This window comes from Sphingobacterium sp., from assembly GCF_039596235.1.
Classification (GTDB): domain Bacteria; phylum Bacteroidota; class Bacteroidia; order Sphingobacteriales; family Sphingobacteriaceae; genus Sphingobacterium.
The window spans coordinates 297,439-316,285 of record NZ_JBCNKE010000002.1 but is presented as its reverse complement, the minus strand read 5'-3'; the positions used below and the strand labels follow the sequence as shown (position 1 = coordinate 316,285).

Sequence of the window (18,847 nt, the reverse complement as noted above, 5' to 3'; positions counted from 1 at the left end):
GACAGGGGACCGCGAGGGTCTCCTGTCTTATTTTATAACAACAGCCTTGAAGGAATAACGCTCCCCTCCCATTTGGTTACTCTTACTCTTACTCTTACTCTTACTCTTACTCTTACTCTTACTCTTACTAGATCCCGGCATCAAAGTAGAGCTATGCGTTACCCATTAAAAAAACATTACCTATCACTATAGCTATCGTTATAAATCCTTCAAACCTTGGAATAAAAGGGACAAATCGCGTAGCAAGAATGCAATTATTTTTGTCAAACAATAAATTTAATAATATGAGAGATATAAAAAAGATTGCATTGGTATGTTATATTACCATTTGTACTTTGCTGGCAACCAGCTGCAGTAAAGATGATGAAGTTACACCAGAGCCTCAGCTTACGCCAAGCGAGGTATTGGCAAGTACCGCTTGGGAAACAACAAGCGCCAAAAATAACAAAGGTGAAAATGTGGTATTGTCTGATGCCAATGTCTCAAATTTTGTTGGTTTCGCCTATTTTAAGTCCAACGGTACCTTTACCATGTTCAATCTGGATGACTCTCCTAAAATGCGTGGAGATTGGTCTGTTTCAGCAGATGGTAAAACCCGGACCATCGTTGCTAAAAATGCTGCGGGAGAAACCCTTTTCACACGGGTGGTTGATATTACCGTATTGACAAAACAGGAATTTACATACCGTATCTATCCGAACAACGACAATAAAACCGTTTATTTCGATATTGTTCATACACCGACAACACACAAAGAACCAAAATAATCAGCTTTTTTGATTACATGGAGACGTAACTCCACTTAAATCATAAGGATTGACAATGTTTCTTTTGTCAATCCTTTTTTACAACCGGACAGCTTTCCAACTTATTACTATATCAGTCGGTAAAATCATCGAACTCAGTAATATCATGATAACCGAATACCTTAACGTCAGGGTTTAGGGCAATAAAGCGACGGACTTTGTCCAGCGACTCCAAGCGTTGATGATTATCTTCTGCTCTACTTTTTGCCAAAATATTCACAGGATGCGTTGGGTCAGTAAGTTCTACTTTCATATAATACGCATCTGCGACATAGAGTAATTTGACTTCAGATCCTATAGCAACTCCACAATGCCCTAAAGTATGGCCAAAAAGAGGTACTAGATACAGTGGAACCTGAACATCAATCGCTAGTTTTCTAACTTCAAGACCATGCCACTGAAAGTCATCTTTTGCATAAGTTTTGATTATCGGCTGATGCGACAATGGCATTTCCAAATAACGTGGGTTACCGGCCAGATAACTTTCATACTCTTCTTTTCCAACATGAACAGTGGCATTTGGAAAATCAGCCAAGCCTCCAATATGATCATTATCTAAATGGGATATCACACAATCGGTGACAGAAGATGGATCAAATCCCAATTTTTCAATCTGACGGATAGCTGTCAGCTCCTCATTAAAACGATAACCAACCATTTCAACGAGTTCTTTACCTATCCGTTCCATCGGATAACGATTATCTAACAAGCCAATACCGGTATCAATTAAAACCAATCTGTCTCCATCCTTAAATAACAGGCAATGCCCGCACACATTGTCGTTCACCGGCGAAACAATCCGAACACAATTTAAATGAAATAACTCAACCATAATATACATTAATTTTACACCGAACAATTTAATAAATTACCAGGTTAAATATTATTATTTGATTGTAAACAAATCGAATTTAGTATATTAATATAACGCGAGCGGGATACGGATGATTTGTAAAATATACGATTGGGTTGTACAAATTGATATTTCAGTTTGCTCTTTGTACGTTTCAGAATAAATTTGTGGTTCAATCCTTAAATGAATTGCGAAATTTGTAGTGATTTAATAGCGATATACAAGTAAAAACGAATGCAGGATAACACAATCTATAAAAATGAGAAAAATCTAATCAGTACAAACAAGAAGAGATTATTATTTACCTTACTGTCTTTTTTTCTCATTTATCTTGTTGCCTATATTATAGATCCATTTTCGAGTTGCTGGAATGGTTATTTTCAGCGAAATATGTTTGAAATATTGGGAGAATGGACTTTCACCATTATTTATAGTTTCTTTATTTCAGAGTTCAGTATTATTGTCCACAAGAAATTAGACCGTGTCTTAACATGGAAAGATAACCCCGCGGAAAGGCTTCTTATTGAAACCGTCATTAATCTAATTGTGGTTCTCCTGATCAATTTATTACTGGTTTATATCATTTCCCATTATTTTGAGCTGCAAAACCTCACAATTGCAACATCTCTGGAAGAAAAAAGAGGTACTATACAGAATATCTCCATCAGTGTTATGGTCGCATTATTGATTATGGGGATCAACATTGGTATACACCTGATCAACAATTGGAAAAATGAATCCATACGTGCAGCCAAACTCGGACAAGTCATTCTCGAAACAGAACTTCAATCACTGAAATTACAGATTGACCCACATTTTGTCTTCAACAATTTGAGCGTATTATCCGAAATCATTTTAGAAGATCAACAACTTGGATATGAATATGCTGAAAATTTCTCCAAAATATATCGTTACCTTTTAGTAAATTCAAAAAAAGACGTTATTTCCCTCGAAGAGGAACTTAATTTTTTAGACTCCTATATTTTTTTAATTAAAAACAGATTTGGAGAAGGTGTTCATTTTGAAATAAATGTAGATCCTGCAAAATCCAATTACCAACTACCGCCACTTACGCTACAGCTTTTAGTTGAAAATGCGCTAAAACACAATCAAACCAATAAAAAACGTTCGTTAAAAATTAAAGTATATACCAACGCTCATAACCAATTAGTTGTCGAAAATATTTTGATACCCATCGAAAATGTTTCCGAATCATCTGGAATAGGTATTTCGAATATCATTAAAAGATATGATCTATTGTCCAACCTGCAGCCTGAGATCATGAACAATGGGAAGACATTCAAAGTTAATCTACCACTTATAGAACAAACCTCATGAGTATAGCCAACGTATTGATTATCGAAGATGAAAAATTGAATGCTGATCGTCTAAAACGTCTGTTAAAGGAAATAAAACCATCTATACAGATATTGGATGTCCTGGATAATATTGCAGACAGTATCAGCTGGTTTCAAAATAACGAATCTCCAGACTTGGTCATGATGGATATCCGTCTTTCCGATGGTCTAAGTTTCGAAATCCTGGAAAGCATACAAATTGACTGTCCCATTATCTTTACGACAGCATTTGATGAATATGCTGTCAGAGCTTTCAAGTTCAATAGCATAGACTACCTACTGAAACCCGTAGAAAAAAAAGAATTAGAAAATGCGCTGGTCAAATTAGACAATCTAAAGCTTCAACAGATCGGTTCTGATCCGATTCAGGGCCTATTGGATTTTATCTATCCCAAAGATTTCAGAACCCGCTTTCTCCTTCCCTTCAAAGACGGCTATAAAACAATACAAGTAGAAGACATTCAATATTTTTACTCCGAATTTAAGCTTACACATGCCAAGTTGAAATGTGCTGCTGTAGAAATTGTCCCACAGACATTAGAAGAGCTTGAACAGCAACTAAACCCGAAAGTTTTTTTCCGGGCCAACCGGCAATTTATTATCCATATTGACGCAATAAAGAGACTTCATAACCATTTTAATGGCAAGCTTAAAGTCGAAATCAAACAGAGTGAAGACGTCGAAATCCTCGTCAGCCGAGAAAAAGCACAGCTCTTAAAAAACTGGTTGGATTATTAATAAACAGCTCCCTTTAATTCTATTTTTTCGGACAAAATTAACTAATCGTAACAAAGTGTAAAGTAGCCTCACTCTAATAAAAACGACAAAAAAGATCAGTTTTGATTAAATAATATCAAAACTCAGTGCATTATAGCTACGTTTCAGTAAGCAATTGTTACGTCTCGGTAGATTTCCTTATTATAGCTCTTAAAAGAATTCTTTCTTTTGCTTTAAATAAAATGATAAAATGGCACTAAGAACGATGAATTTAAAACCTATCCTTACATTTATTACAGCAGCTACACTTTTATCGTCCTGTGGAGGCAGCCAAGAACAACCCCAAGAGCAGGCAGTTACTGTTGACTTTATCGAATTATCCCCCGCACGTGCGGAGACAGAAAAAAAATACCCAGGAACCTTGGAGGGAACCGTCAATGTTGATGTAAAAGCTCAGGTGACAGGTTATCTGGATCAGATTTATGTGAAAGAAGGGGATTATGTCACAAAAGGCCAAGCCCTTTTCAAAATAAAAGCGGATGTATACAATGAACAGGTAAACAACAGTAGAGCGGCCTATCAAGCGGCACTATCTGCGGAACAAAATGCGAAACTGGAAATTGAAAAAATCAAACCGCTCGTAGAAGGCAAGGTGTATACCGAACTTCAGCTCAAAACCGCTGAAGCCAACTACGCTGCTGCAAAAGCGCAGGTCGCTCAAGCGCAGGCAGCCTTAGGTTCCTCGCAGATCAATGCTCGATTTACATTAATCAATGCACCTGTTAGCGGCTACATTGGACGGATTCCCAATCGTATTGGAAACCTGATCACTCCAGCTGATGCAATGCCCTTAACCACACTGTCTGAAATCAATACTGTAAATGTTTATTTCTCCTTAAGCGAGGCTGATTTTATAACATTTATGAAAGATCATAATACAAAGTCAAGCAATCAACAGGCAACTTTAATCCTAGCTGATGGTACGGCTTATAATCATCCTGGAAAAGTAGAAATGGCTAGCGGTAATATCGATAAAACGACCGGTAGTATAACACTAAAGGCAATCTTTGCTAATCCAGATAAGATACTTCGTTCTGGAGGTTCGGCCAAAGTTGTCCTAAAAAAGACTCATGATAACGTATTGTTAGTTCCGATGGCAGCTGTTAAAGACATTCAGGATCGCTATTTCGTCTATGTTATTGGCGACAAAAACAAGATTTCCATGAAGCAGATTGAGATTGACGGAAATACGGCCAATGAATACCTGCTTAAATCCGGTCTGACAGCTGGCGAAAAAATCGTAATGAATAGAATTGACATGCTTAATGACGGAATGCAGGTTCAACCTACCAAGAAATAATGAACCTGTAGTAGATTTATCTAAAATTATAATAAAATGCTGAAGAAATTTATTGACAGGCCAGTTTTGGCAACTGTTATATCTATCATATTTGTGATACTCGGGATAATTGGTCTTTTAAGACTACCGCAGACACGGTTTCCCGATATCGCTCCCCCCACGGTCCAGGTTACGGGGAGTTACCCTGGTGGTAATAGTGAGACTGTACTACGGTCAGTTGTTACACCACTCGAAGAACAGATCAACGGTGTTGAGGACATGGAGTACATTACCTCAACAGCAAGTAATGATGGTACATTCTCTGTACGTATTGTCTTTAAGGCTGGCGTAAATCCAGACCAAGCAGCTGTAAACGTACAGAATAGAGTACAACAGGCAACACCGATCCTACCACAGGAGGTTGTGCGGATGGGATTGACGACTTCCAAACAACAGAATAGTATGATCATGATTTTTAATATCTATACGGTAGATAACAAAAAATATGATGAATTATTCCTGCAGAACTATGTCAATATCAACTTGATTCCACAGATCAAACGTGTTCCCGGCGTAGGCCAGGCCATGGTATTTGGTTCGAAAGATTACTCCATGCGCGTGTGGCTGAACCCTCAGAAAATGGCAAGTTATGGTCTTGTACCCCAAGAAGTCATTGCTGCCATCTCCAAGCAAAGTTTGGAATCTGCGCCTGGAAAACTAGGGGAAGAATCAAAAGCTCCCCTGGAATATGTCATTCGATATAAAGGAAAAAAGAATCTTCCGGAACAATATGAAAACATTATTGTCAAAAACAATGATGTTCAGATCGTTCGGCTAAAGGATGTTGCCCGAATCGAATTCGGTTCGATCAGCTATAGTGGTAATTCGCAAAACAACGGTTTAAATACGGTTACAATTGGTATCTTCCAGACTTCTGGTTCCAACGCCAACGAAATTGAAATAGGTATCGATAAACAGATCGAAATAGCGCAACGCTCCTTTCCTCCTGGAATCAAGATTTTTAAACTGATCAGTACTAAGGAACGTCTGGATGAAAGTACTGCCCAGGTGCGTTCGACATTGATTGAAGCGTTTATCCTGGTGTTTTTGGTGGTTTTCTTATTCTTACAGGACATCCGGTCGACCATTATTCCGGCAATCGCGGTACCTGTGGCCATCGTAGGGACATTCTTTTTCCTATTGGTGTTTGGTTTTACAATCAATATATTAACCCTTTTCGCTTTAGTATTGGCTATCGGTATTGTCGTTGATGACGCCATAGTCGTCGTAGAAGCTGTCCACGGCAAGATGGAAAAATCGACCATGAGCGGGAATGAAGCAACCCACAGTGCCATGAACGAGATAACCGGTGCCGTTATCTCAATTACCTTGGTCATGTGTGCCGTATTTATCCCTATTGGTTTTATGACCGGTTCATCGGGCATGTTCTACAAACAATTTGCCTATACACTGGTTATCGCCATTGTGATTTCAGCCATCAATGCGCTAACATTGACTCCCGCACTTTGCGCCTTGTTATTGAAAAACACGCATGCCGAAAATCATGATGGGCAAACTCAAAAAACGGGTTTTTCACAACGTTTTTTCAAAGCCTTTAATGCAGGTTTCGAAAATATGACAAATCGATATGTCGGCTCGCTGAAATTTCTTGTTAAGAAAAAATGGTTAGCAGCTTTATTAATTATTGCTACAATAGCTGCTGCGGGATATCTCATGAGCAGCACCTCGAAAAGCTTTGTCCCAATGGAAGACGATAACTTCGTCGTGTACAGTTTGGAGATGCCTCCGGGTACCGGCCTCGATCGGACAACAAAAGCAGTAGAAAAAATAGAGAAGCTATTGGCCGACTTACCTTCTATTGAAAGCCATACCAGTATCACAGGTTTCAATATGATCGGTAACAACTCCAGTGCAGCTTACGCAACAGGATTTATCCGGCTAAAGGATAAGAAGAAACGTGGTGAAATGAATGATATTGATCAGATTCATCAGGTGATTTCTCAAAAACTAACTACTGTTAAAGAAGGAAATGCGATGGCTTTCCGCTCCCCTCCTGTTGATGGTTACGGTATGATGAATGGTGCCGAACTTGTGCTACAGGACAGAGCTGGAAAGTCTCCGGTAGAACTTAAAGCAATGTCCGATTCTGTTATCGCGAAGATTATGCAACAACCAGGTGTACAATTTGCCTACACCATGTTTAGAGCGGATTATCCACAAATGGAATTGGAAGTGGACGAAGATAAAGCGGCTCAGCTCGGGGTAGATGTCAGTGAAATGCTTTCTTCCGTCCAGACGTATTTTGCCGGTGACCAGTCCTTGAATTTCAACCGCTTTGGTAAATTCTACCGAATCGCTGTCAAAGCAGACGGAATCTTTAGAACGGATAAGGACGCATTCAATGAAATATTTGTCAAGAATAACAAAGGCGAAATGGTACCGGTAAATACATTGGTAACACTTCGCAAAGTCTACGGGCCGGAGTCAGTCACACGTTACAACTTGTACAACTCGCTGACCATTAACGTGGTTAGTAATCCAGGTATCAGTAATGGCGCTATCATGGAAACCCTCGAAAAAAACGTGCTGAACAAACTACCGGGAGATTATAGTTACGAATGGACCGGACTTAGTCTGGAAGAAAAATCTTCCGGCAATCAGACAATGATCATTTTGACATTGAGCTTATTGTTTGTCTATTTTTTACTTTCTGCACAGTACGAAAGTTATCTATTACCACTAGCCGTTCTGCTTTCAATCCCAACTGGGATTATCGGATCATTCTTGGGAACGCGTGCTATCGGTCTGGACAATAATATATACGTTCAAGTCGGATTGATTATGTTGATTGGTCTTCTGGCAAAGAATGCAATCTTGATTGTCGAATTTGCCTTACAGCGTAGACGTGCGGGTTCTACACTTATTGATTCTGCTTTAGAGGGGGCCAAAGCACGCCTTCGCCCAATTTTAATGACCTCGTTAGCCTTTATCGCAGGTATGGTTCCTTTGATGTTTGCTAGTGGGGGGACGGCGACCGGCAACCACTCCATCAGTACAGGAGCAGCAATGGGTATGTTAAGCGGGGTGATCCTCGGTGTGATCGTTATACCATTATTGTATCTGGTGTTTCAATATTTACAGGAGAAGGTCTCAGGTAAAAAACTCGTGGAAAAGACAAACGATTAAAATGAAAAAATTTCATCATTATATTACTATTTTAGCAGGTACCTCCCTACTTCTCGCTTCGTGCAGTGTGGGCAAAAAATATACACGTCAGGATATGGACTTGCCTGAAAATTTCAGAAATAACGAAATTGTCCTGACTTCGGATACATTGGCATTATCCTGGCGAAAGTTTGTGAAAGATCCTAATTTGACGGCGCTTATCGAAAAAGCACTGGTCAAAAACACCGATGTAAGTGTTGCACTTTTAAGTATGCAACAGCTAGAGCTCGCCTACAAACAGTCAAAAAAAGGACTTTTACCTACACTTGACCTAAATTTGGGTGCAAATAGAACTTGGTTGTCTACCAATTCACTTAATGGGTCGCTCAGTGATCAATTTATTGGAACCCCTTATATGGATGACTACAACGCTACACTCCGACTTTCCTGGGAGGTAGACATCTGGGGAAAGGCTAAGATGCAGAAAGAAGAAGCTTTAGCAAATTTCTTTGGACAGAAGGAAAATTTATCAGCATTAAAGACGCGCATTATTGTTCAGGTTATCCAATCGTACTACAATCTGATCGCACTGGACGAACAGTTAAAAATTGCGCAAAAAAATGTACTACTTAGTGATAGCACATTGAATATGATCCGCCTGCAATACAATTCCTCGCTGGTGAGTTCTCTGGCTGTAGAACAGGCCGAAGCGCAAAAGAAAACGGCAGAATTGCTGATACCACTCGCAAACCAAAATATCGCTATTGAGGAAAATGCAATCAGTATACTCTGTGGTGGTTTTCCCGATAAAATTCAGCGTTCCGAAGGTCTTGATGTAACGCTAGTCGGTGAAACATTCGCGATCGGCGTTCCGGCAGAATTACTTAGCCGGAGACCCGATGTCAAAGCAGCCGAGTATGCCGTCGTTGCAGCAAACAGCAGAATCGGATTGGCCAAAGCAGCGATGTATCCTTCGATCAGTTTGACCCCTTCAATTGGAACAAACTCTTTTCAGTTCAATCGCTGGTTTGATCTCCCGGGGTCCATTGTGAAAACAATAGCAGGAAATATCGCCCAACCGATCTTTCAGAAAGGTGCATTGAAAACAAACTATGAAATTTCGATAATCGAACGGGATAAATTAGCGGTACAGTTTAAACAGTCTGTTATGCTCGCAGTTTCGGAAGTATCAGATGCTTTAGCGAAAATAAAGCATAGCGATCAAAGACTTCAACTGATTGAAGCGAAATCCCATTCATTGGCCAAAGCAACTTCCGATGCTGCCCTATTATACAAAAGCGGCATGGCAAATTATCTGGAAGTTATTACTGCGCAAAACAACGCGCTACAAAATGACCTCGAACAGATCAGTATAAAACGGGAAAAACTAAATGCTGTAGTGGATTTATACCGTGCGTTAGGCGGAGGAAATGACAGCGAACAATAAATCATCGCGTATACTGATCTTGGTTCGCTCAGTTTTTACGTATATTCAGAATCACAATTGTTCAACTAAGGGGCTAACGAAAGTTTAGTCCCTTTTTTAATAGTCTTTAACCATCATATAAAATACAATTTCCCTTTAATAACTTACTGATGTTACAATTATTTGAATTAAACCACTGGATTTTATTATCTTCGGGTAAGAAATAGAATGTAATGAACAGAACAAGCTGTCTTCCTCCTCCAATCGCTTAATATTAATAAATATTAATAAAGCATGACACCGAATAATCGGCTGATTCCCCATGTTTTATATTCTCAATCAAATTTTATAACAATAGTATCTGTCTTTTCAAAGATAGACCTGGAAGACAACATTTTATGAAACATTCATATTTCATGCTGCATCTCGCTGTAGTATGTTTGGGTATATCCGGAGTATTGGGCAAAGTCATCAGCCTAAATGAAGGTATGCTAACCTGGTATCGTGTATTTTTTTCGGCCATTTTCCTTTTTTTAATTTCAAAATGGTCAAAATCAGCTGGTGAAATCAGCTTGCCTGAAAAATTAGTGATCGCAAAAAATGGCCTATTGATTACCGCCTCCTGGTTACTCTTTTATGCCAGTATTAAATATTCCAATATTTCAATCGGAGTAGTTTGTTACTGTATGGCAAGTTTCTTTACCGCAATCTTTGCTCCCATCATTAACAAAACGAAATTTAAACCTTCAGAGTTTTTTCTGAGTGGGCTAACGCTTTGTGGCATCGCCTTGATATTTCATTTTGATACAGCACATCAATTGGGCATTATTTTCGGGATCATTTCACCGGCTTTTGCTTCACTTTACGCAATTTATAACGAACGCATGGTCAAGCAATATAGTAGTATAGTCATTAACTATTACCAAATGATTGGTGGAACTGTTGGTCTTGGATTGATTCTCCCCTGTTATCTTTACTCTTATCCGATATCATCTTTTATCCCAAATACAATGGATCTCATTTACCTCCTCATTTTGTCGCTTTGCTGCACTGTTGCTGTGTACCTTGCCTTTACAGAAATCTTAAAGAAAATTTCTGCCTTTACGCTCAATTTAAGTCTCAATCTCGAACCTGTATATGCCATCCTGATTGCATTTTTATTCTTCAATGAATCCAAAGAGCTTAATCTTTCATTTTACATTGGGCTTTTCCTAGTACTGCTTTCTGTACTTATGCAGGCTCTAATAAGTAGAAAAAAAGATAAATCGATTAATACAATAAAAATAAGAAAAGAATGATTGCATTGATATCCGATCATTCAATATCAGACTACAGAGATGCCCAAATTTGTTGATAGAAAATCCTATATTTACACTACATCAGACATCCAATTAATATTAGGAATTCTAGTCGATTCCTCCAACGAAAGATAACATCAATTAAAAAATATTATGAGCAATTCCTCTTTAGACAATAAACTCGTCCACGAACAAATTCAATATCTTGAATTTATAACCAGCGATCTTGAGCGAGCTAAAAAGTTCTATTCATCCAGTTTCGGCTGGAAATTTACAGATTATGGTCATGAATATACAGCCTTTGAGGGCAACCATGTGGATGGAGGATTTACGATCGGTACACCAATAAATGGCAGTATTTTGGTTGTTCTCTATTCGAATGATTTGCTATCCACACGTGATAAAGTCATCCGGGCAGGTGGCACCATCGTTAAAGATATTTTTAGTTTTCCTGGAGGTAAAAGATTTCAATTCAAAGACCCCGATGGCTATGAGCTTGCGGTGTGGACAACAGCTTAAATATTCCCAACAAAATAAAAACGAAAAGAGCTTAATTTGTTATTAAGCTCTTTTCTGTTTTTGGTAGTTTTTATTTTTATTACGATTGAAACGTTTTCTTTTTTGTGGATTGTGGCTTTTCCTCGTGGGGTTATATTCAGGACCAGCTTCAAAGCCTTCCGGTAATGCAATCTGTTCTACGGGATAACCGATCAGGCTTTCGATCTGAACAAAACGTTGCTGATCTTTATCATTGACAAAAGTAATCGCTGTGCCCGTTGTCGCTGCCCGTGCTGTACGTCCGATACGGTGCACATAATCTTCGGGATCCGGTGGTACATCATAATTTACCACCAAACTGATACCTACGATATCAATACCTCGCGAGATCACATCTGTTCCTACCAGTACCCTTACCTGACGTGATCTAAATCTGCTCATGATATCCTCACGTTTAGCCTGCTCAAGATCTGAATGAAATCCCTCTGCGTCTATACCCTGCTTTTGAAGTTCCTGTGCCAGTAATTTTACAGTCGTTTTTTGAGAGGCAAAAATGATCACAGAAACATAATTAACATCCTGTAAGATAATCTTCAAAAGATCCATTTTCTGCTTATCAAATACCAGATATGCTCGTTGGTCTATACCTTCTGAAGGTTTTGAAATAGCGATATTGACCTCTACCGGCTTATAAAGAATCTTTTTGGCAAAATTCCTGATCTTGAGGGGCATCGTCGCCGAAAAAAGTAACATTTGTTTCTTTTTGGGCAGGTAGCTGACAATACGCAATATATCATCCTGAAAACCCATATCCAACATACTATCCGCTTCATCAAGTACGAAATGCGTCAGATGAGTTAGATCGACTTTCATCGATGTAAGGTGACTGATCAGTCTACCTGGGGTGGCAACAATAATATTGACCCCCTCACGGATAGCCCGTTTCTGTTGTTCGTAACCCATACCATCTCCACCTCCATATATGGAGATGGAAGTCGCTCCGGTATAATAAGACATGCCCATGATCTGTTGATCGATTTGCAAGGCTAATTCTCTGGTCGGAACCAAGATAATCGCACGAATAGATTCCCTTGCATCTCGGGCGACGGCATCCAAAATCGGCAGCATATAAGCCGCTGTTTTACCTGTACCTGTCTGTGCACAGGCAATCATATCGTTTCCCTCTTTAATGATGGGAATTGTCTGCTCCTGAATAGGCGTCGCCTCTTCAAACATCATGCTTTCTAAGCCCTCTTCCAATTCCGGAACAAAACCAAATTCAGTAAATCTCAAATTTTATTATTTTATAAATATGCGCTAAGTTACTAAAACTAATCTATATATGATGCCAGCATTTATGACCTCAGGGTTGCATAAAAAATGTGACCGTAGTGCATCCGCATTAAATCTTCACTATCTTTAACCTAAATTGTCGGACTTTTTTTGGAACTATCGGCCAATCGCAGCATTGTATATCCCAATATACCTGCGCAAAGAGAAGCGATAAGCACCGCAAATTTAGCTTCCTCAACCAAAAAAGCATCATCAAAGGATAAGATCGCAATGAAGATAGACATTGTAAAACCGATTCCGCCGAGCAAACCGACGCCGAATATCTGTATCCAGCTTGCGCCCTCAGGAAGTTGTGCTATTCTGAGTTTCTTCGCGATAAAACAGATCAAAAATATACCAATCGATTTCCCTGCGAGCAATCCGATTATAATACCGAGTCCCAATTTGGACGTTAAACCGCCAACCATTTCAGCATGAATTGGAATTAATGTATTTGCGAACGCAAACAAAGGGATAATAATAAAATTCACCGGTTTAGTTAATAAATGCTCCAACTTTTCCAATGGCGACTCTTTTTCATCCGGTGTGGTGGGAAGAGTCATGGCAACCAAAACCCCCGCAATAGTTGCATGTATGCCTGAATGGTGGATAAAATACCAAATGAATACGCCCGGAATAAGGTAGGCCCATAGGGCTTTTACTCCAAGTTTATTGAGGACCACCAAAAAGGCAAATATACCAAGCGCCATCAATAAATAACTGGTATGGATTCCACTACTATAGAACAAAGCGATCACTAGGATTGCAAGCAGATCATCCACAATGGCCAAAGCTGCCAAGAAAATCTTAAGACTTGCTGGAACTTTATTTCCCAACAGCGTGATAACGGCTAGCGCGAATGCAATATCCGTTGCCATGGGTATGCCCCATCCGTGCGCTGTATCCGCCACATCCTTATTGATGACAAAATAAATTACTGCAGGCAGAAGAGCTCCGCCTACCGCTGCCAAAATAGGAAGGATAGCTTTACTTGCTGAAGATAGTTCTCCCTCGACGATTTCTCTTTTGATTTCCAATCCCACCAATAGAAAGAAAATAGCCATCAATCCGTCATTAATCCATAGTAACCACGAATATTTCAGCTGGATATTATCTGTTTCAAACCCTACCTCCCGAAGCAGAAAGTCCATTACCGCCCCATATAACGATGTATTCGCTACGATAAGTGCCAAGATGACGCAGGAAAACAGAATAATCCCACCGGCAAAACTAGATTTCAAAAATTCTCTGAAGACAGTTAAATTTATAAGTTTTGACATGACAATAATAGTTTTAAACGCTTAAAAGGTTCACAATATACGATTTTACGGCCATTAATCCGCCTTTCGAACGGGATTACATCAATCTATTCTATTAGCCAGACAAAAAATCCACCTTTCATTAATTAATTTTTTTTAACAACAATTTGGTCCATTATAGCCTGATTTAACGTTAAAAAATGCCACCAAATATATATCCCGCCTAAAACCAGCCCCCTACCTAAAAAGCCTATAAAACCCATTTTAATATTGTCATTTTTGCAAAATTAATTTGTCTTTATTGCAAAAAATAGTTAGCTTGCTATTATAGTTAATAAACCGTTTATTATGTGCAAGAAGTGGATTTTCATGGTACTTCTTTTCGTAGCAAATTTTACATATGCGCAAACGACAGAGGATACAACCCAACATCAACAACAATCAGGTTCCCATTACATCATTTTAGGAATCATCGCAATTATTGTCATCATTTATATATTATACAGGCGGCAAAAGAGAAAATTTAATGAATAAGGGAGATCATGTGATCTCCCTTATTGTTTGTTCCTGAATTTTTATCGAAATAAATTTATCTTTTTTACCTATATCATTCTTCGTGTTTAATTGGCTCATTGGTTTGTGCCAAACGTTGCGATCCTGTATTCGCCGGACAAGCAATGTCATCTGTCGCATCATAGATCAGCTTTTTACCCTTCAATTTCGTGATCAGTTCCGCCGGTACATACACCTGTACTTTGGTTACGGAGTAACCGCTTGGGAAATAACGTACATAGTAGCCATCAGGATGAAGCGTCCAGATGCCACTGGGCACATCTGTACGAGGCTCTGCCATCCCCGCCATAATCGCGTACTTTTCAAACTCAGCGTAAGAATAATTGCCCGAAGATACCAGCTGTCTGATATTATTTTCGGCTTCAAATATAGTCTGTATCGCTGGCGGCATCTGGTCCTTTGCTTTTTGTACCACATCAAACGGTAATATACCAAGCGCTCCGCCTTCCAATAATAATAATTGCTCTGGTGTCAATAACCGCAAGGCAGTTTCTTTGACCTCCCCGGCATAATCTATAAATTTAGTTTTGGCAATAATTGTCCATAACAACATCTGTATCGATGACTGTTCGACTTCGGGATGCTTTTCTGCGCTTTTCAAGATTGCAATGACAACCTCCCGTTTTTTTCCTAATGTGGGGGCATACATATAGCCATCTCCCTTGGAAGGTGCATACGTTCCCGCCTTCAGACAATAACTTTTGTTCGTCATTTCAAAATGACCAGCCTCGAGTAGATAACCGTCCTGACCATTTTTTGGTAGATTTTCAAGGGGTTTATAAGTAGCCGTATTCTGAAAATCAGGCATCTGTTCACCTTTCCGGTTTACATCTTCAAAACTGGTGCTTATTGCTTCTGGTTCCTTTAGAAGTTTGTCCAATCCCAATGCTTTGCTCCCCTTAGAAGCAACTGCCTTACTGGCTTTCTCGAGCAAGCCGCCAAATTGTGCATGGGCACTTTGCAAATTCAGCAAAAAAGCAACAACGAGTACTAAAGCATACGTAATGCTATTTCTTTTCATAATTATTGATTTCATTTAGACAGCAATGCCACAAAAAAGAAGCCAATTTATTCGTAAAATCCCAATTCATAATTTATTAACCCCATACATCTTTTTTAACGATATACGATTTTCAAATGTATCTCCAAATGGAATATATCATATTTCGCACCAGTTGCTTAATCGCATCAAATGCAATATTTCCAAAAACAGATCATTGAGGGCATTCGACGGGAAACTCATGTTTGGAAATAGTTAAAAAATACAAGATTAAAACGTATCTTTGCAGCATGATTAACGTGTCAAATCTCTCCCTTCGTTATGGTAAACGTGTACTATTCGAAGATGTCAATTTAAAATTTACACCTGGCAACTGTTACGGTATTATTGGTGCCAATGGAGCTGGTAAATCTACTTTCCTAAAAATTATTTCTGGCGAAGTTGATCCCTCTACAGGTTCGGTGGCATTCACGCCCGGCGAACGTATGTCTGTATTGAGTCAGGATCACTATGCTTTCGATGAATATACGGTACTGGAAACTGTCATGATGGGTAACCAAGAGCTTTACAAAATCATGAAAGAAAAAGACGCCATTTACATGAAAGAGGATTTCTCTGATGCAGATGGTGAACGTGCCGGTGAACTCGAAAGTCTTTTTGCAGAAATGGACGGCTGGAATGCAGAATCCAATGCAGCTACCCTATTGAGCAGCTTGGGCATTAAAGAAGAGCTTCACTACAAGTTAGTATCTGAAATTGATGGTAATCAAAAAGTACGTGTTTTATTGGCACAGGCATTATTCGGTAATCCAGATATCTTGATTCTCGATGAGCCTACCAACGATTTGGACATTAATACCATTGCTTGGTTAGAAGACTTTTTAGCTTCTTATGAAGCAATTGTACTTGTTGTGTCCCACGACCGTCACTTCCTCGATGCTGTATGTACGCATACCGTAGATATAGACTTTGGTAAAATGACGATTTATACTGGTAACTACTCATTCTGGTACGAGTCTTCTCAACTGGCATTAAAACAGCGCGCTGACCAAAATAAAAAGATGGAAGATAAGGTTAAAGAACTTCAGGAATTTATCCGTCGCTTCTCGGCCAATGCATCCAAATCAAAACAAGCTACATCCCGTAAAAAGGCGTTGGATAAGATCAATATCGATGAGATCAAGCCCTCCAACCGTAAATATCCGGCAATCATGTTCAATACCATGAACCGTGAACCTGGAGACCAAACATTACAGGTAGAAGGTTTGAGTAAAACGGTTAATGGTGAAGTATTCTTTAAGGATATCACATTTATGATCAATAAAGGGGATAAAATTGCGGTATTGGGCCCCAACTCCTTAGTCACTACAGCTTTTTACGATATTATCACGGGTAGAGATACTGATTTCGGTGGCGAATTCAAATGGGGTGTAACCATCACTCCCGCTGATATGCCGATTGAAAATGCGGCCTTTTTTGAGGGCAAAAACGAAAATTTAGTCGATTGGTTAAGAGATTACACGACTAACCCTGAAGCAGACGAACAGTTCCTACGTGGTTTCTTGGGAAAAATGTTGTTCTCAGGTGAAGAAGTCATGAAGAAAGTTTCGGTTCTTTCCGGAGGAGAAAAAATGCGCTGCATGTTTTCAAGAATGATGTTACAGGGGGCCAACTTCTTGATTTTTGACGAACCGACCAACCACTTGGACTTAGAGTCAATCACAGCATTAAACAACGGCATGGTGGATTTTAAAGGATCAATGTTATTCACGTCACGTGACCATGAATTGACCGAAACCGTTGCAAACAGAATCATTGAATTGACGCCTAAAGGAATTATCGACAAGTTAATGACCTACGATGAGTACATCAACAGCGATGTCGTAAAAGCACAACGCGAAGAGATGTATAAATAAGATAATTTATCCCAATTTTATAAAGGCTCCGTAATTTATTTTATGGGGCTTTTTGTTTATAGGCACCTGCATATAGGCGGTCGAAAATGCTAAAAACAAAAAAGCACTGAAGGGGCTCAGTGCTAATCGCGATTGATATGAAAGAATTGAGAAAGTCTACTGAGCCGAAGGTTTTATCAGACGCCATCCCAATTGTAGCGATACCGCACAATGATCAGACAGATCCTGCCCCTCCCTATTTTGAAAAAGTTTCTTTTGAACCTGATAGTTCCTTGCTTCAAATACAATATGATTATTATTCCGGTAATATATCTTATCAATACCTTCACAGTCATCTGTTAACTCCAATGCGGCCCGCGCAACAAAATTTTGCTCATTCTGCGGTATCTTACCACTATTTTTCAAACTTACCCATGCGTCTACGAGGTTTAATTCGCCTTGAAAAGAAACAATATTATCCAGTGCGTACGCATAATGAGCATTAAAATCTCCCATGATTAACAAAGGTTGCCCCGAAGAGTTCTTTTGAATATAGTTTTTTAATTGATCCAAATTCTTCCGCCGGGCTATTGCCGCATTAGGATCATCCTGAGCCGTTGCATGTACATTGTAAACATCAATAAAAACCGCTTTTGCCAGCTGTATCCGCGCGTAAGAAAATCCTTTCGGAGTCAGGCAATCAGCGCCATTACATGCCTCCCAACTGACCCGTTCAAAGTCTTGGATCGGATATTTTGACAAAGTGCTCAATCCATCCCCAAACGGTACACCGCCCATATTTTCAGTTCGATAATTATGTCTGTTATTACTGTACAAAAATTTATTGTAGTTGAAATCCTCCTGTACATTCACGATATCAAACGGATTTATCAGTTCGCCGATGGATGTGATACTCGAAGCTCTTTCGGTTACTGCACTTGAGATTAATTCTGGGAGACCGGCAATATTATAAGTCAATAAACTAAGCCGCCCCTCGCTGACATCAGGCATTTCGACATAAACCATGTTCATTGGTCTAACCTGTTTAGGCTTCAGCTTGAATCCTAACATGATCCCCGCAGAAGCACAAACTGATAAAATAAGAACTTTGCGGATACCTTTAAGTTTGATTTTCCTTTCGAACAATAAATCTAACAACATGGACTGAATAATTTGTTCATTCCAAAAGTAAAGACCCAAGATTAGCTTAACTATATTCTTAAATTAATTTTATTTATAAAAATTATTTACAAATCATTAATAATAAACAATTTATAAACACTTTAATGATAAAAGGTTAATATCAA

Annotated in this window: 14 protein-coding genes; 9 read left to right on the top strand and 5 right to left on the bottom strand. The window is 39.1% G+C overall.

What is annotated here, in order from left to right; all coding sequences use genetic code 11:
- Positions 1-284: 284 nt before the first annotated feature.
- Positions 285-767, top strand: a complete 483-nt coding sequence (locus ABDW32_RS05520) for a DUF4822 domain-containing protein (protein ID WP_343560230.1) — start codon at positions 285-287, stop codon at positions 765-767.
- A gap of 112 nt (positions 768-879) precedes the next feature.
- On the opposite strand, the gene ABDW32_RS05515 is transcribed toward ABDW32_RS05520, so the two are convergent.
- The gene (locus ABDW32_RS05515) at positions 880-1,638 is read right to left on the bottom strand and encodes an MBL fold metallo-hydrolase (protein WP_343560228.1); all 759 of its coding nucleotides are present in this window, start codon (positions 1,636-1,638) and stop codon (positions 880-882) included.
- A 255-nt stretch (positions 1,639-1,893) separates the two neighbouring features.
- Between ABDW32_RS05515 and ABDW32_RS05510 the strand changes: the two genes are divergently transcribed.
- From ABDW32_RS05510 to ABDW32_RS05480, 7 genes are all read left to right on the top strand, one after another.
- A complete protein-coding gene (locus ABDW32_RS05510; protein ID WP_343560226.1) occupies positions 1,894-2,997 on the top strand; it encodes a histidine kinase in 1,104 nt (367 codons plus the stop codon).
- Positions 2,994-3,755: a LytTR family DNA-binding domain-containing protein gene (locus ABDW32_RS05505; RefSeq protein ID WP_343560224.1), complete on the top strand. Its 762-nt coding sequence runs from the start codon at positions 2,994-2,996 to the stop codon at positions 3,753-3,755. The genes ABDW32_RS05510 and ABDW32_RS05505 overlap by 4 nt, the downstream gene beginning before the upstream one ends.
- 229 nt (positions 3,756-3,984) lie before the next feature.
- Positions 3,985-5,094 (top strand): efflux RND transporter periplasmic adaptor subunit, encoded by a 1,110-nt coding sequence (locus ABDW32_RS05500; protein WP_343560222.1) that lies wholly within the window; start codon positions 3,985-3,987, stop codon positions 5,092-5,094.
- A gap of 36 nt (positions 5,095-5,130) precedes the next feature.
- Positions 5,131-8,280 carry an efflux RND transporter permease subunit gene (locus ABDW32_RS05495; RefSeq protein ID WP_343560220.1) on the top strand — a complete coding sequence of 1,050 codons (3,150 nt, stop codon included), beginning with the start codon at positions 5,131-5,133 and terminating at the stop codon, positions 8,278-8,280.
- Position 8,281: 1 nt separating this feature from the next.
- Positions 8,282-9,706, top strand: a complete 1,425-nt coding sequence (locus ABDW32_RS05490; protein ID WP_343560218.1) for an efflux transporter outer membrane subunit — start codon at positions 8,282-8,284, stop codon at positions 9,704-9,706.
- A 377-nt stretch (positions 9,707-10,083) separates the two neighbouring features.
- Entirely contained in the window at positions 10,084-10,983 is a 900-nt protein-coding gene (locus tag ABDW32_RS05485; protein ID WP_343560216.1) for a DMT family transporter, read from the top strand.
- A gap of 153 nt (positions 10,984-11,136) precedes the next feature.
- Entirely contained in the window at positions 11,137-11,502 is a 366-nt protein-coding gene (locus ABDW32_RS05480; protein WP_343560214.1) for a VOC family protein, read from the top strand.
- Between the two features lie 42 nt (positions 11,503-11,544).
- On the opposite strand, the gene ABDW32_RS05475 is transcribed toward ABDW32_RS05480, so the two are convergent.
- The 3 genes from ABDW32_RS05475 to ABDW32_RS05465 all read right to left on the bottom strand — a co-directional run bounded on the left by ABDW32_RS05475 (position 11,545) and on the right by ABDW32_RS05465 (position 15,666).
- On the bottom strand, positions 11,545-12,774 hold the full coding sequence (locus tag ABDW32_RS05475; RefSeq protein WP_343560212.1) for a DEAD/DEAH box helicase: 1,230 nt from the start codon (positions 12,772-12,774) through the stop codon (positions 11,545-11,547).
- 131 nt (positions 12,775-12,905) lie between these two features.
- Positions 12,906-14,093 carry a Na+/H+ antiporter NhaA gene (nhaA, locus tag ABDW32_RS05470; protein WP_343560210.1) on the bottom strand — a complete coding sequence of 396 codons (1,188 nt, stop codon included), beginning with the start codon at positions 14,091-14,093 and terminating at the stop codon, positions 12,906-12,908.
- A 586-nt stretch (positions 14,094-14,679) separates the two neighbouring features.
- Complete coding sequence (locus tag ABDW32_RS05465) at positions 14,680-15,666, bottom strand: hypothetical protein (protein WP_343560208.1); 987 nt, start codon at positions 15,664-15,666, stop codon at positions 14,680-14,682.
- Positions 15,667-15,935: 269 nt separating this feature from the next.
- Here ABDW32_RS05465 and ABDW32_RS05460 point away from each other — a divergent pair, with 269 nt between their 5' ends.
- A complete protein-coding gene (locus tag ABDW32_RS05460; RefSeq protein WP_343560206.1) occupies positions 15,936-17,561 on the top strand; it encodes an ATP-binding cassette domain-containing protein in 1,626 nt (541 codons plus the stop codon).
- Positions 17,562-17,717: 156 nt separating this feature from the next.
- On the opposite strand, the gene ABDW32_RS05455 is transcribed toward ABDW32_RS05460, so the two are convergent.
- Positions 17,718-18,701 carry an endonuclease/exonuclease/phosphatase family protein gene (locus tag ABDW32_RS05455; protein ID WP_343560204.1) on the bottom strand — a complete coding sequence of 328 codons (984 nt, stop codon included), beginning with the start codon at positions 18,699-18,701 and terminating at the stop codon, positions 17,718-17,720.
- Between the last annotated feature and the right edge of the window lie 146 nt (positions 18,702-18,847).

Excerpts from the sequence above, each read along its gene's own strand:
- ABDW32_RS05520 (WP_343560230.1), top strand. The coding sequence starts at position 285 with ATGAGAGATATAAAAAAGATTGCATTGGTATGTTATATTACCATTTGT.
- ABDW32_RS05515 (WP_343560228.1), bottom strand. The coding sequence starts at position 1,638 with ATGGTTGAGTTATTTCATTTAAATTGTGTTCGGATTGTTTCGCCGGTG.
- ABDW32_RS05510 (WP_343560226.1), top strand. The coding sequence starts at position 1,894 with ATGCAGGATAACACAATCTATAAAAATGAGAAAAATCTAATCAGTACA.
- ABDW32_RS05505 (WP_343560224.1), top strand. The coding sequence starts at position 2,994 with ATGAGTATAGCCAACGTATTGATTATCGAAGATGAAAAATTGAATGCT.
- ABDW32_RS05500 (WP_343560222.1), top strand. The coding sequence starts at position 3,985 with ATGGCACTAAGAACGATGAATTTAAAACCTATCCTTACATTTATTACA.
- ABDW32_RS05495 (WP_343560220.1), top strand. The coding sequence starts at position 5,131 with ATGCTGAAGAAATTTATTGACAGGCCAGTTTTGGCAACTGTTATATCT.
- ABDW32_RS05490 (WP_343560218.1), top strand. The coding sequence starts at position 8,282 with ATGAAAAAATTTCATCATTATATTACTATTTTAGCAGGTACCTCCCTA.
- ABDW32_RS05485 (WP_343560216.1), top strand. The coding sequence starts at position 10,084 with ATGAAACATTCATATTTCATGCTGCATCTCGCTGTAGTATGTTTGGGT.
- ABDW32_RS05480 (WP_343560214.1), top strand. The coding sequence starts at position 11,137 with ATGAGCAATTCCTCTTTAGACAATAAACTCGTCCACGAACAAATTCAA.
- nhaA (WP_343560210.1), bottom strand. The coding sequence starts at position 14,093 with ATGTCAAAACTTATAAATTTAACTGTCTTCAGAGAATTTTTGAAATCT.
- ABDW32_RS05465 (WP_343560208.1), bottom strand. The coding sequence starts at position 15,666 with ATGAAAAGAAATAGCATTACGTATGCTTTAGTACTCGTTGTTGCTTTT.
- ABDW32_RS05460 (WP_343560206.1), top strand. The coding sequence starts at position 15,936 with ATGATTAACGTGTCAAATCTCTCCCTTCGTTATGGTAAACGTGTACTA.
- ABDW32_RS05455 (WP_343560204.1), bottom strand. The coding sequence starts at position 18,701 with ATGTTGTTAGATTTATTGTTCGAAAGGAAAATCAAACTTAAAGGTATC.